Here is a 13,784-nt window from a genome sequence, read left to right as displayed (position 1 = left end):
TATTTAGCTTGCTACGGTAGCATTTTTGTCAGTAAAGCTGGATAAAACTTCAAAAAGTTTAGCTTGGTCAATTGGCTTTGCGATGACTTCATTAATTCCTGCGTCTAAGTATGAAGATTTATGATCTTCTATGACATCCGCAGTAAGTGCGATAATCGGAATATCTCTCTTGGGGGAAATCATGCTGCGAATAGATTGTGTCGCCTCAACTCCACTCATGACCGGCATTCTGATGTCCATCAAAATGATGTCGTATTCTTTTTTCTCTACCGCAGAAATTGCTTCCGCGCCGTTCGCCACAATATCGGGCACAATGCTGAAGGTTTTCAACAGGCCTTTGATAATCAGCTGATTGATATTGTTGTCTTCTGCAACAAGAACAGAAATAGGATAATCGAAACTCAATTTCGTTGGTTTTTTAGTGCTTTTGTCTTGGCCTTTTTCATCAATTTCCTTTGCCTCCTTGTAAGGGAGCGAAAACCAGAAGCAGCTTCCTTTTCCAACTATGCTTCGTGCGCCGATGTCTCCGTTCATTAAATTCACTAACCGTTTGCAGATAGAAAGACCCAAGCCCGTACCGTGGTAGCGGCGGCTGATGGAAGGGTCTGCCTGTGTAAATTCGTTAAACAGGTTTGGAAGGGCTTCTTCATTAATTCCAATACCAGTATCGTTGATTTCGAAACGTAGTCTCCCGTTCTTTTGATCAATCTTGCAGGAGAGGATGACTTCTCCGCTTTCCGTAAATTTCACGGCGTTTCCAACAAGATTGATCAAGATTTGCCGCAGACGCATTGGATCCATGTTAATGCGGGCTGGTAAATCACTGTCTAGTTCATAGGAAATGGATAGTTTGCCTTGCTTGCCAATCGGAAGTGTTTGCGAGAACAAGGTGACCACATCCTGCATCAATTCTTCCAAGTTGAAATCGATATCTTCGATGAGAAGCTTATTTGCATCCAGTTTCGAAATATCCAGAATGTCGTTGATGATGGTTAGAAGGGCGTTGGCTGCATCCTTGATCCGAGTGACCTTTTCAACACTTTCAGGCGCCAATTTATCTTCAAGCAGCATGTCCGCAAAACCAACCACACCTGTCATTGGGGTTCGGATCTCATGACTCATGGAGGCAAGAAATTCACTTTTTGATTTTTCAGCAACTTCCGCTTTTTCGCGCAATTCAGTCTCTCGCTGCGCCAACTTTGCTAGCTCACGGGATTGTGCTTCTACCCGCTTTTGCGCTTCGAGTGTTTGTTCATACTGGTTCTGAAGCTCATCTCTGCTGATTTGCAGATCAATTTTGGCCTGCACACCCTCGGTTACATCGCGTCCTATGCCCCGATACCCAGTAAAATTGCTGTCAGAATCGAAAATGGCTTTTCCTGAATTATTGATAAAGCGCGCTTCTCCATCAGGGCGCACAAATCTGTATTCAAAGTTTTTATAGGATTTGTGACTTTTGATCTGTTCAAGATGGGCTTTGAACTCCTCAGTGAGCTCAACCCCTGTTTTCCGTATCATTTCTTCTCGGGTATTCCCAATGAAAGCATCAGGAGCCATGCCGGTTACCTCATGATGACGTTTGGAAAGATAGGTGAATCTTAAATTCTCGTCCTGCTCCCAATACCAATCTGAGGCGATCTCGGCATAGTCTCTGAACCTGTGTTCGCTGGATCGAAGTGCGGCCTCCGCTTTTTTGCGCTTTCTATTAATTGTCGAAAGTACTGCGATGGCGAATGTCTGAAACAATATGAAGATAACGCCGCCGATAATCCATTCTTTGTGGGTTGCATAAAGGCCCTCGGGCCGGTTTATCAGGACTGCGTTTTTGGGGATCAGTCCTCTGCTAATTCCAAATTTGGAAAGAATATTGTAGTCGAGAATTAATGGATTAGGGCTTTCGCTGACTACTTCAAAACCTGAGGCACTGCCTGCTAGAAGAATACGTGCGGCAAGTTCACCCGCAACGCGGCCTTGCTCATGATGGGAGACAATGACACCGCCAAGAGATCCCAAGCCTAAGGATGGTTTCCACGGGTGGAGGTAGGGAACCTTTGAATATTGCGCCAGCTTCTTGGCCGCCTCGGCAGTGGTTTGGGTGTTGCCTTCCAAATCCCGGTGGGCGTTTAGGAACAATATAACGGAACCAGATTTGATTTTGGAGACCTTATCCAGCATTCCTGTGATGGTGTGATCTTTTAAAGAGATATTCTCTATGCGGTTTCCAAGATCTCTGGTGGCAAGCGCAGCTTGAAGGAGGTCAAAGTTGATATGCCCGGACCGGGTATCATCAGTAATGACATAAATTGAACCTTTTTTTGAAAGAAGGTTCTCGGCAAAATCAAGTGTTTTTCCAATGGATGGATGCTCAACAACGCCCGTAATGCTTGGATTTTCATCTTGGGCTATCGCTTTTTTAACATTGTTGACACCCAGGAAAACAATCGGCAAGCCCTCAAACAGGCCCTCTTGTTCTTTCAGTGCAAAATCCAAGGCATTGTCATCTCCCACCACGATAAGTTCAGGCTTTTTGCCGGCCTTTAATTTTTCGAGTTTAGACGATAAGCGCGCTTTGAATGATCGTATGTTAGTTTGGTCCGGAAAGCGTTTTGTATCCATAAACTCGATGCTAAGATCTACGTCAAAAGCTCCTTGAGACGCCGCAGAAAGACCTTCCTTAAGCCCTTCAATCTGGTCGAAGAAAGAGTGAAAACCCGGATGGTAGGAACTGATGAACAAGACAGGTTTTGTTTCTGCATTTGCAAACGGGGCAGTTATTGCAGAAATGAGGAAGTAAATGACAAAAAGGGGCAAGGAAAAGACCTTGAGAAGTTTCCCTTTGTTCCATTTTACAAGGCTCCCGCCCTTAACGTATTTGTCTCTATTCAAATGCATCACCGACTTCTGTACTGATAGAACTTTTTCAGATTAGCAGAACTCTCATAATGAAATGGTTAATAACGAGAAAAGTTATTTATCGGATTTTTTGGATTTCAGAATGACTGTTCAAACTGTTGCAAAGCAGAGTGTCTTGGTTACACTACGCTACGGAGACTTCTCTCCCTTGAAACAAAAAAATAATAAGAGAAAACAATGGATTTTGATTCAGTCGTTCATGGAAGACGTTCCATTCGCGGGTATAAACCCGACCCCATTCCCAAAGAAGTGCTGAAGGAGATTATTGAAGTTGCGACGCGTGCGCCTTCTTCAATGAACACACAGCCCTGGCATCTGCACGTTATTAGCGGAGAGCCACTTGACCGTATTCGAAAAGGCAACACAGAGAGAAATCTTGCGGGTATCCCGTCATCACGCGAGTTCCGGGTTGAAAAAGGTTATGAAGGTGTCCATCGAGAACGCCAGGTTAAAGTCGCTATTCAGCTGTTCGAAGCAATGGGAATTGAACGTCATGATAAACAAAAACGGCAGGACTGGGTGCTAAGAGGCTTTCGCCAGTTTGATGCACCGGTCTCAGTTATCGTTGCTTATGATAAGGAACTCGAAGGTGATATCCGACACTTCGATCTAGGGGCAGTAACATATGGTTTGGCGCTGGCTGCTTGGAGCCGGGGGATTGGCTCGGTGATTAATAGTCAGGGGATTATGCAGTCCCCTGTTGTGCGTGAACATGCCAATATTCCGGATAATCATGTGATACAAACGTCAGTTGCTATGGGATATCCAGATTTTGATTTCCCTGCAAACGCCGTCGTTTCAACGCGACGGCCGGTGGATGAAGTTGCCACTTTTGTTGGGTTCGACGATTAAATAAGTTACGGTTTCCAGAGATAGATTAGGGAGGGTTCAAGCGGGGTTTACGCCTGTTGCTTGAGCTTCCCTAAGCAAGTGAGAGACTGGTTATATTGTATAGTGTAGATGCACTTTATGGCTTTACATGAAATTCATAATGTGTATATACACTATATGGAATGAATCATGCAACAAGGCCAATGGAGGAAACAAATGACTGAAGAAGCTGTAGTGAAAAGTGAAAGAGAAGGGGATCTTTGCATTCTCTCTATGAACTATCCCCCCTACAATCTGTTGGGTCCTCTGCTGGTTGGGGGTATTATGACAGCTATGCAGGAGGCGCTCGATACTGGGGCGCGGGCAATTCTTCTTAAATCTGACCTGAAGCATTTCAGTGCTGGCGCGGATTTGGAGGTGTTTGCCGTATCAGAGGGTAAAGGCGGGAAAAAGGTCAAAAATCCGACGAGCCCTAAGGCGTTTCTAGATTATATGGGAAGTTACCCGTTGCCAGTCGTGGCGTCAGTTCGCGGCGCTGTTTTAGGGGGCGGGCTGGAAGTTGCACTTGCCTGTGATTTCATCATTGCGGCCCGCTCTGCACGGATTGGTGCTGTGGAAACCACTTTGGGATTGGCACCCGTTATGGGCGGTGTTCAGCGAATGGTCCAAAGGATCGGCCTCGCACGTGCCAAGGAATTTGCCATGTTGGGCCGTCGTCATGATGCTGAAACTATGGAGCGCATTGGTCTTATCAATCTGGCTGTTGCTGATGACGATCTTGATGAAGTGAGCCTCAATTATGCACAACAACTGGCGACCGGTCCTACTGTAGCGCTAGGTGCCATTAAAAAGATCGCCAATCTCATGGCGGAAAAAGGTCTTGAAACTGCGGATCAGGAAATGGAGGGCATCATGAAGCCCGTTCTCCTGAGCAATGACGTGAAAATGGGGATCAAGGAGTTTCAAAAGTCCGGTCCCGGTACAGCGGTATTTGGAGGGAACTAAAATGGGTGAACTTCCATTGCACGGGTTGAAAATACTGGACTTTACAAGGGTACTTGCAGGGCCGCATTGTGCAAAGACACTACTGGATTTAGGGGCAGATGTAACGAAGGTTGAGCCGCCAGGCCTTGGCGATATTTCCCGCTATGCGGCACCAGGGCAGCCGGGAAAGTCACATTATTTCTATCAACAGAATGCAGGTAAGAAATGCATTAGCGTTGATCTGAATTTTCCTGAAGGGCAGGACATAATACGCCACCTTCTTAAAACAGCCGATGTCGTGATAGAGAATTTCAGACCCGGAACTTTGGATCATTTTGGGCTGTCCTATGAAGAGGTGGCTGAGATCAATCCGCAGATCATATACGTTTCTATCAGTGGCTATGGCCAAAAAAATAGCATGAGCCACCGAGGGGCATTTGCCCCAACCGTTCACGCTGAAGTCGGATTGGTTGATACATTGATCAATCACTATGGAGATAACCTTGGCGAACCTTCCAGTGACGTATTTTCTCACGCGGATGTCTATACCGGTATGGAGGCCGTTATTGCGACACTTGCCGCGCTGGAACAACGTCACAGAACCGGAAAGGGGCAGCATGTGGATGTGGCGATGGCCGCAACAATGATGTATGTCAATGAACGGGCTCATGCGGATCTCACGGAAACTGAAATGGACAGTGAGCCACCTGCACTTGGAGCCACTGAATCTCCGACGTTGAAGTTTCGGGAAGGACAATGGATCGTCATATCCGCTAGCCCAATTTTCTCGCCGATTTTTGTCCGATACTGCGCGATGATGCGGCGCAATGATTTACGCAATGATCCACGCTTCAAAACGGCTGAGCTGAGACGTCTCAACTTGAAGGCTCTGCTCGATATTGTGCAAAGCTGGGTATACAGTTTTCAGTCAATTGAAGAACTTGAAGTCCATTTGACAGAAGCCGGACTTGCTGTCGGGGAGGTGAGAACAAGTGCCGAATTTGGCAAGAGCCAATGGGCGGAAGAATGGGGCGCGGTTGTTGAGGTCGTTGATGATCACGGCGCAACTGTAAAGTTGCCGGGCCAGCCATGGCAGTTCTCCGAAAGCACCCGTCAATACCAATTGATTGCTTCCTCAGTTGGTGAAGATAACTGGTCGGTTCTGTCTGACGCTGGAGTAAGTGCTGAGCAGTTCTCGGACCTTCAGCAAAAAGGAGTTATCTATTCGGTCGCGCCTTTTAAAGCCGCAGCGGAATAACGGATACCTGTAATGAAATTTGTAACCTATTCCTTTCAGGGAGGAGGGGACCGTCTTGGTGCCCTTCTTTCTAATGACAAAATACTGGATCTGAAAGCCGTTGCAGGTGATCGCCATTCAGTATTTGACAGTATGCTCTCTTTGATTGAAGGCGGGCAGGAAGCTCTGGATTTTGCTCGCAAGCTATTACGGGAAGCTGATCATGGTGACGCTATGTTATTACAGAATGTCAGATTGAGGGCTCCAATTCCAAGGCCGCCACAGATCAGGGATTTTATGGCCTTTGAAAAACATGCGGTGAAATCCCTGCTTTCTGCATTGAAGATCAGAAGCGCGGCAAGTGAAGATCCTGCACAATACATCAAAGATCACCAAAATTTGGAAGATTTTAAAGTACCGCCGGTCTGGTACGAGAAGCCCATATATTACAAGGGCAATCGGTTCGCCATCACTGATCCGGAAAAGGAAATTACTTGGCCCTCTTATTCTAAAGTGATGGACTATGAGTTGGAGCTTGCCTGTGTCATTGGAAAAAAGGGCAAGAACATCTCAAAAGAAAATGCACGTGACCATATTTTTGGATTCACAATTTTCAATGATCTGTCGGCGCGAGATGTACAGGGCAAAGAAATGGGTGGACGATTTGGTCCCGCGAAATCGAAAGATTTTGACGATGCCAGTCCCATGGGGCCGTGCTTGGTGACGTTGGATGAAATTGAAGATCCATATGATCTTCAAATGGTTGCCAGGATCAATGGTGAAGAAAGATCTCGTGGAAACTCAGGTTCCATTCATTGGACATTCGAAGAAATGATTGAATATGTCAGTCGAGATGAAACATTGTATCCAGGCGAGATATTGGGATCTGGCACAATTGGTAATGGTTGTGGGCTGGAGCTTTTGAATTTCTTGCAAGATGGTGATGTTGTTGAGCTGGAAATTGAGAAGATTGGCACGTTGAGAAATCGAATAAAAAAATAGAGGTGCAGGGTCAAAGCACCCAATAAAAGCAGGAGTAGATAATGTCATTTACATTTGACGTACAAAAAGACGATCTAACACAAAGCAGAATGACGACTTCAGAGGCAAACTCAGAAAACGAAACGGATAACTCCGTCTGGGTCAAAACAGAGAAGTTCGCGTTCAGCGCAAATAATATTACCTATGCAGCGTTTGGCCGGTCCATGTCATATTGGGATATTTTCCCACGTGATGAGGACTGGGGGAATATTCCGGTGTGGGGAAATGCCACTGTTATCAAGAGTAATCGAGATGATATTAAAGTTGGTCAACGCCTCTTTGGTGTTTTCCCAATGGCGACAGAAGCGATGCTTAATCTAATGGAGCTCGTTCCAGGATTTATGCTGGAAAATTCGGAGCACAGATCCACGGTTTCTCCTGTCTATAACCGGTATACCCTGATCCCGGAAGACAAAGGGCAAATGCCAGAAAATGCTGAAAATGCAACGATCATATTCCGACCGCTGTTTATTACGGCTTACTTGCTTGCGTTACATTTACAAGACAACAAGTGCTTTGGAGCAAAGCAGATTGTGATGACCAGTGCATCCAGCAAGACAGCGATTTGCTTGTCACATTATCTGAAAGATCTGGGCGTGGATGTTGAAGTCGTTGGTTTGACCTCGCCAAAGAATAAGTCCTTTGTTGCAAATTTGGGATCTTATGATGATGCGGTGACATATGATGATTTGTCCGCTGTTGCGGGCAAAGGTCCAGCCGTAATTGTTGATTTTGCTGGAGATCCAGAATTAATTGAAAAACTGAAAGCGAATTTGACAGAGAATTTCATCAAGGCGATTGGAATTGGAGCCGCTGATTGGCAAGCCTCTGAAAATGATCGTAACCTTCCTGATGAGGATATGGATTTCTTCTTCGCCCCCATCCATATCAATCAAAGAACAAAAGACTGGGGGCCAGTTGAGTTTCAGAAACGCATGGCAGGTGCTTGGATGTCGTTGCTTCCAGAAGTGATCAAATGGATCCAGATTAAACAACTGTCTGGACCAGAGAACATTCAGGAAGTTTACGTCAAGATGCTGAATAACCAGATTGATCCAACTGAGGGGTATGTTCTATCCTTCTAAGCGAATGAATGTAATGGTTTATGGAGAGAGCGAAAGCCTGCTCTCCATAAATCATTATCGAACATGTAGCGCCTTAGGATACTAAGGACTGGGCTTCATCCAACACTGTATCCATAACGTCCAAAATCATATCCACATCATCGGACTGGATCGTTATGGGCGGACGGATTTTTAAGATATTGTCTGCCGGCCCTTCGCTTCCCATCAGGATCCGGTTTTCGCGCATGCGGTTTTTGACGTAAGATGCAATCTCCGTTCCCGGCGCACGCGTTTCGCGATCCGTCACAAGATCAAGGCCAATAAAGAGGCCGATGCCGCGCACATCACCAACGATTTCATATTTGTCTTGCAGCTTGCGGAGTCCCGAGAGAAGTTTTTCTCCCATCGCTTTTGCGTTCTGCTGCAAGCCTTCATCTTCCACAATATCCAGAACCTCTTTACCCATACGACAGGAGAGGTTGGATCCGCCAAAGGTAGAGAAAAACTCCGGTCCTTTTGCAAAGCTATCAGCAATCGCGCGGGTGGTGACAACGACACCCAGTGGATGCCCATTGCCGATCGGTTTGCCCATGACGACAATATCAGGCAAGGCTTCCTGCTGTTCGAACGCGAAGAAATAATCACCAAGGCGCCCCAAAGCAGTTTGCACCTCATCAGCGATACAAACGCCGCCTGCCGCGCGAATGCGCTCATACACCTTCGCCAAATACCCCTTTGGAGGGATGATTTGCCCGCCGACGCTTGGGAAAGTTTCGGCGATAAAGCCGGCAAGCTTGCCGCCACGTGTTTCAATTGCTTTTAGTGCATCATCAACAAGTGCGGCATATTTTTCGGCCACATCATCTTCACCTCTCCTGAAGGAGCCTCGGTAATCATCAGCGACTTCAACCAAATGAACCCAATCGGATTGGCCGATGCCGCCGGGTGCGTTGAATTTATAAGCAGAGATGTCGATGCAGCCGGTTGTATTTCCATGGTATCCGTGGTCGGGGGTGATCATATCCTTGCCGCCGCTATGTGCACGGGCGAGGCGCAACGCAAGTTCGTTGGCTTCTGTGCCGGAATTTACGAAGAAACAGACGGATAGATAGTCTGGCATGTGCTTCAGGATCGTATCGGCAAAAGCCGTTTGCGCTGGATGTAAATAGCGGGTGTTGGAGTTCATCCGTTTTAACTGGTCGGCCGCAACGGCTTGAATGCGGGGATGCCCATGACCCACATGAGGAACGTTGTTATAGCTGTCCAGATAAGGCCGTCCCCATTCATCAAACAAATGATGTTTCCAGCCACGCAAAAACATAACAGGATCGCTATAGGTAAGTTTCAGATTATGCCCAAAATTCTCCCGACGTTTTTCGAGAAAATTGGCTTTTGCCGGTGGCTCGTACCTTGTTTTTTCATCTGGAACATTAAGAAGTGCTGCCGGATTTGGATACATCTTTGACCAGAAATACATTTCATCTGGATCAGCTGCACCCGGCCAGTCCGCCCCCATGCCGTCCATCGTAGGGCTCACCTGAAAATGAAGGTGAGGGGCCCATCCCCCATTGTGACTTTCATCTCCGAGGGCCGCGATCACGTCACCTTTCTTCACTGCCTGACCAACAGCCAGATGTTCAATACTTGCAGGATTGAGATGACCGTAGAGAGTATAAAATGGGGTCCCTTCATCCGTTTCATGACGCAAGACAATCAGTCCACCATAATCAAGGTGACCCGTGCGGTTATCCAGTTCTTCAACGGTGGCATCCATTGGCGCATAAACAGGTTTGCCTGCGGCTTCAAACAGATCCACACCAAGATGGACCGTTCTTCGGTTGCTGCCTTTGAAAGGACCGTTGTAGAAAGCATTGTCCGTATAGACGAGGCGTGGCTCGTTATAAAAGCCAATATAAATGCCTTCTTTTACATCAAGATCTGCTGCCTCCTCATCTGTCATTTCAAACGGGTTTTGCGGGAAGGTGCTTACTTCAACCGACAGCGGGGCCGTTTCCGCATCTTTTAAAGGTACACCGAGAACATCCGCGAAATTGCCCCGCTCCTTCTCCAGCCAACTGGTAATCTCCTCCGCTCTATCTGTGATGGGTAGACCACATGCGGCACGAAGCTGTTTATTGATAAGCCTTGGATTAATGTTGTTGTTTTCAAGGAAATCCCACGCCGGTTTCTGAGAAATAACCACATAAGGGTCATCCGGGTTTTCCTTCGCCATCATTGTGGAGTTTACAACACTTACCGCAAGTCGCAGCCGAAGGAGCGGCCACACCATATCAATTTCTTCTGCGGAAAGTGGGTGGGCGTCATGATAACCACTGACGAGCGCTGCTAAAGTTCCAACGGCGTTCTCTGTCTCCAGCACCATATAAGCAGCAGTGACCGCCAAATCACAGATGCGCGGGGCGTAGCACATATCCCCAAGGTCAATAATGCCGGAAATAGACGGGGCCTCGGTCAGTGTTCCTTGAACCAGAATATTGTAGTCATTCACATCGTTATGAATGGCGACCTTGTCCATCGCGAGCAATTTGCTTTCAATCTCGTGAAATTCAGAAAGGACACTGCTGATTATCTTCTTTCGGTCTGGATCGGTGATCACATCAAGGTCCTTTTCAATCCAGGCACCTTGCATCAAATTCCATTTGAAGTCCCGATCCAGTGCGGAATGTGTAAAATCGGCTAGGTTCTTGTCTATCTCGCCAATGATTGTCCCTAACTCATGAACAAGGGCGTCGGTTTTCGGTTTGAAATCGGCGTAGGTTTTGCCATGCATTCTTTCCAAAACCCACAGAAGGCGATCCTGCCCCTCTTCATCCTTGAAAGAAGTAAACAGGTCCCCGTTTATTGTTGGAATCACTTTGGGAATTGGCAGGGCGGCGGAAGCTTCCCTTAAGTGTGCAAAAGCACGGCATTGCATGTCGATGAAGTCGGTATCGCACCCGCTCCGCATGACTTTTAAGACATAGTCGCTGTCGCTTGAGGCCAGGAAATTGAGATCATATTCCCCATCCAACCTCGTTAGCGAAGCCTCTATTCCCCAAAGTTCATTTAACGCAGCCTGCCAATGTTGAAGCACGATACTCTCCCTCTCGCATACTTAAATAATTCAACGGGGCATGTTAAGAAAAAGTCTCTGTGAATGATATGGTTTTTGATTGTGGATAGGTTTTTTAATTTAGGCAGGCCAGAATATCTTTATTTTCCAGAATTTCTGTGTCGTGTCCGTGCAATCCAACTTTGACCATCGCCGCGGCCAAGTCGGTTGATGGGATGCTATGTTTGTTTCCTAATAATCGGATTAGCGGGTAGAGGCTGCGTGTTAGGCGGTAGGAGAAATTGGGCTCTGTCCTTGGAGTTACCGGATAGATATAGGACGGTCTGAGACTATAAAATGCAGCAAGGTCGCTGTTGGATAGGATATTCTCAATAGCGCCTTTATCTCTCGCAAATGCCATTCGGCTTTTCTCGGTTCGGTCGGCACCAGCTCCGCTTAACAGGCAAAAGGTTGGATGGGCGTTTACCAGAATGAGAGTTTCTGCCAAGTGAGCAGGCATGTCCACTGTGATACGGCGAAGTTCCTCAGATGTGCCGCTTCCTGTATAGGCACCAAGGCAGTAAAAAACCAGATCAACATTTTTGAGGTTTTCCAGATGAGATGCCAAATCCAAGAAGTCCTTCACGACAATCTCATGTAATTTGGGGTGAGAAATGCCACTCGGTCTTCGAACGAGCGAAATCACTTCTTTGATTTCAGAAGTTTCAAGGCACAGATCCAATACCAGCCCGCCGATCATTCCTGTCGCGCCGGTAATAAGAACTTTATTTGGCATTTTTAGGTATCCAGATCTTCGTGTTATTACACGGGTTGAGGTATTTTAGGCGGTTTATAAAGTGCGAACGCAATCTGTATAACCCCTGCCACTAGACCTGTTGTGACACCGATTTGCAAGGCGAGAGTGTAGGAGCCGAACTGATCGAACAACCAGCCACCCCCAAACGCGCCAAGAAAGCTGCCGAACTGGTGATTGAAGAAAGCAAACCCTTGGAGCATGGGTTGCCAGCGCAGCCCAAACATCTCAATCACGGAACCGGAGACGAGCGGAGAGACGCCAAGCCATAAGAAACCCATGAGTCCTGCAAAAAGGACAGTGCTTGTTGGTGTTGGCGGCACAAGAAAGTAAATGGCGATCACGATGGATCGGCTGCAATAGATGCCGCCCAGAAGGGCTTGTTTTGACCATCTACCACCAGCCCAGCCAAAAAAAAGGCTACCTAGAATATTAAAACCACCAATAAGGCCGATGGCGGTGGCGCCAAGCATTGGATCCATCCCACACAGGTTAAGGTATGAGGGCAAATGAGTAGCAAGAAAAACAACCTGCATTCCGCAGACAAAATAGGCGGATGTCATAACCACAAAAGCAGGGTTTCGAAGCGCAGTAAGAAGTGCCCCGCTTGCGGATAGAGAGTCAGTTGAATTTGCAGCGGGGGTGAGGGGCGCTTCTTTATCCACTCGGCCTGCGATCCAAGCGGCGGGAATGATCAAAAAAGCCAAGACTGCGAAGCCATAAGCCGCGACACGCCAATCGAAAGAAATCTCCAACATCTGACCATAAGGGGCAATCAGGATGGCACCAATGGATCCCGCCGCTGACGTCATACCAAGGGCTGTGCTTCGAACAGCTGGAGGTACCAATCTGGATGTAACCGACATGGTCATGGCAAAAGACGCGCAAGACATTGCCACACCGACACATACCCCTGCACCGATCAGGATGGTAGTGACACTGTTGGCATTGGCGAGTGTCAACATACCAATAAGATAGGATACCCCCCCAAATATCATCACCGGCCTGAACCCCCATCTGTCTGCAGCGATCCCAGCAAATGGCTGCGTGAAACCCCAAATCAGATTTTGCAACGCGATAGCAATGGTAAAGTCAGTGACGGTAACCGCAATATCCTGTGTTACAGCCGGCATGAAAAGTCCGAGACTTTGCCGCAGGCCAAAGCTCAGGGTGAGCATGATGGAGGCGCCAATGAGAATTGGCATCACAGGCCTTAAGGCCCGAAAAGTGGACATTGAGAAGTTCCTATTATTATTTTTCTTTCAATATAATACGCAAGCGTATTAATTGGCAAATGAAGGATCAGTCACAACGTAGTTTTAAAGAATTTTAGATAAGGCATCTGCCTTGATTGCGTGCCTTAACTATTGCAGGAGATCAGTTTGGCGTCGCGTCGCTTAGTTCCGACAGAAGTGATTTTAAAAGCTCCGCTTTTTCGTGGCCAATTTTCTCAAAAATCAGATCGTCTTCGCTTTGGACTTCTTTTCTGATCTGGGCAATACGTTTGTGGCCAAGCTCAGTCAGGACAAGGTTTACTTGCCGCTGATCCTCATTGCCGACGCGGCGATGAACAATGCCATCAGATACCATGCGGTCGACAAGTTTTGTCAGGGTCGGCGGATTCATTAAGACAACTTCAGCCAAATCACCCATGGTAAGTTTGGCTTCGGATTCCAAAATCTCCATCACGCGCCATGCTTCAACCTGCACGCCATACTCTTTCAAACGCTTCTTGAGAGAGTTATGAATTTTGCGGTGCGCTGTGGCCAGAGAATATGAAATGTAAGACTGGACCGAGTATTTGTTTTGCATTGTTTCCCGCTTGCAAGGTTAAGGTATTTGGAATTT

At 47.1% G+C, this 13,784-nt stretch carries 10 protein-coding genes; 5 read left to right on the top strand and 5 right to left on the bottom strand.

Translation table 11 applies throughout. From position 1 onward, the window contains the following. Positions 1-3 precede the first annotated feature (3 nt). The gene (locus tag GUA87_RS00440) at positions 4-2,892 is read right to left on the bottom strand and encodes an ATP-binding protein (protein WP_193714565.1); all 2,889 of its coding nucleotides are present in this window, start codon (positions 2,890-2,892) and stop codon (positions 4-6) included. A 198-nt stretch (positions 2,893-3,090) separates the two neighbouring features. On the opposite strand from GUA87_RS00440, the gene GUA87_RS00435 reads away from it, so the two are divergent. The 5 genes from GUA87_RS00435 to GUA87_RS00415 all read left to right on the top strand — a co-directional run bounded on the left by GUA87_RS00435 (position 3,091) and on the right by GUA87_RS00415 (position 8,091). Further along, on the top strand, positions 3,091-3,765 hold the full coding sequence (locus GUA87_RS00435; RefSeq protein ID WP_193714564.1) for a nitroreductase: 675 nt from the start codon (positions 3,091-3,093) through the stop codon (positions 3,763-3,765). Between the two features lie 195 nt (positions 3,766-3,960). Then, entirely contained in the window at positions 3,961-4,749 is a 789-nt protein-coding gene (locus GUA87_RS00430) for an enoyl-CoA hydratase/isomerase family protein (protein ID WP_193714563.1), read from the top strand. A 1-nt stretch (position 4,750) separates the two neighbouring features. Next, positions 4,751-5,986, top strand: coding sequence for a CaiB/BaiF CoA transferase family protein (locus GUA87_RS00425; protein ID WP_193714562.1), 1,236 nt, complete (start codon positions 4,751-4,753; stop codon positions 5,984-5,986). A gap of 12 nt (positions 5,987-5,998) precedes the next feature. Next, positions 5,999-6,967, top strand: coding sequence for a fumarylacetoacetate hydrolase family protein (locus tag GUA87_RS00420; protein WP_193714561.1), 969 nt, complete (start codon positions 5,999-6,001; stop codon positions 6,965-6,967). Positions 6,968-7,008: 41 nt separating this feature from the next. Further along, a complete protein-coding gene (locus GUA87_RS00415) occupies positions 7,009-8,091 on the top strand; it encodes a DUF2855 family protein (RefSeq protein ID WP_193714560.1) in 1,083 nt (360 codons plus the stop codon). 73 nt (positions 8,092-8,164) lie between these two features. Here the strand turns inward: GUA87_RS00415 and GUA87_RS00410 are convergent, their stop codons facing one another. From GUA87_RS00410 to GUA87_RS00395, 4 genes are all read right to left on the bottom strand, one after another. Beyond that, a complete protein-coding gene (locus GUA87_RS00410) occupies positions 8,165-11,167 on the bottom strand; it encodes an aminotransferase class III-fold pyridoxal phosphate-dependent enzyme (RefSeq protein ID WP_193715765.1) in 3,003 nt (1,000 codons plus the stop codon). Positions 11,168-11,258: 91 nt separating this feature from the next. Continuing rightward, the gene (locus tag GUA87_RS00405) at positions 11,259-11,918 is read right to left on the bottom strand and encodes an NAD(P)H-binding protein (RefSeq protein WP_193714559.1); all 660 of its coding nucleotides are present in this window, start codon (positions 11,916-11,918) and stop codon (positions 11,259-11,261) included. A 26-nt stretch (positions 11,919-11,944) separates the two neighbouring features. After that, positions 11,945-13,171: an MFS transporter gene (locus GUA87_RS00400; protein WP_193714558.1), complete on the bottom strand. Its 1,227-nt coding sequence runs from the start codon at positions 13,169-13,171 to the stop codon at positions 11,945-11,947. Between the two features lie 142 nt (positions 13,172-13,313). After that, the gene (locus GUA87_RS00395) at positions 13,314-13,748 is read right to left on the bottom strand and encodes a MarR family winged helix-turn-helix transcriptional regulator (RefSeq protein WP_193714557.1); all 435 of its coding nucleotides are present in this window, start codon (positions 13,746-13,748) and stop codon (positions 13,314-13,316) included. Between the last annotated feature and the right edge of the window lie 36 nt (positions 13,749-13,784).

Origin of the sequence: Sneathiella sp. P13V-1 (genome assembly GCF_015143595.1) — a bacterium.
GTDB lineage: Bacteria > Pseudomonadota > Alphaproteobacteria > Sneathiellales > Sneathiellaceae > Sneathiella.
This window is presented reverse-complemented; position numbering and strand designations above follow the sequence as displayed.

Bases quoted from the DNA above. Each gene is read 5' to 3' on its own strand.
- GUA87_RS00440 (WP_193714565.1), bottom strand. From the start codon at position 2,892: ATGCATTTGAATAGAGACAAATACGTTAAGGGCGGGAGCCTTGTAAAA.
- GUA87_RS00435 (WP_193714564.1), top strand. From the start codon at position 3,091: ATGGATTTTGATTCAGTCGTTCATGGAAGACGTTCCATTCGCGGGTAT.
- GUA87_RS00430 (WP_193714563.1), top strand. From the start codon at position 3,961: ATGACTGAAGAAGCTGTAGTGAAAAGTGAAAGAGAAGGGGATCTTTGC.
- GUA87_RS00425 (WP_193714562.1), top strand. From the start codon at position 4,751: ATGGGTGAACTTCCATTGCACGGGTTGAAAATACTGGACTTTACAAGG.
- GUA87_RS00420 (WP_193714561.1), top strand. From the start codon at position 5,999: ATGAAATTTGTAACCTATTCCTTTCAGGGAGGAGGGGACCGTCTTGGT.
- GUA87_RS00415 (WP_193714560.1), top strand. From the start codon at position 7,009: ATGTCATTTACATTTGACGTACAAAAAGACGATCTAACACAAAGCAGA.
- GUA87_RS00405 (WP_193714559.1), bottom strand. From the start codon at position 11,918: ATGCCAAATAAAGTTCTTATTACCGGCGCGACAGGAATGATCGGCGGG.
- GUA87_RS00400 (WP_193714558.1), bottom strand. From the start codon at position 13,171: ATGTCCACTTTTCGGGCCTTAAGGCCTGTGATGCCAATTCTCATTGGC.
- GUA87_RS00395 (WP_193714557.1), bottom strand. From the start codon at position 13,748: ATGCAAAACAAATACTCGGTCCAGTCTTACATTTCATATTCTCTGGCC.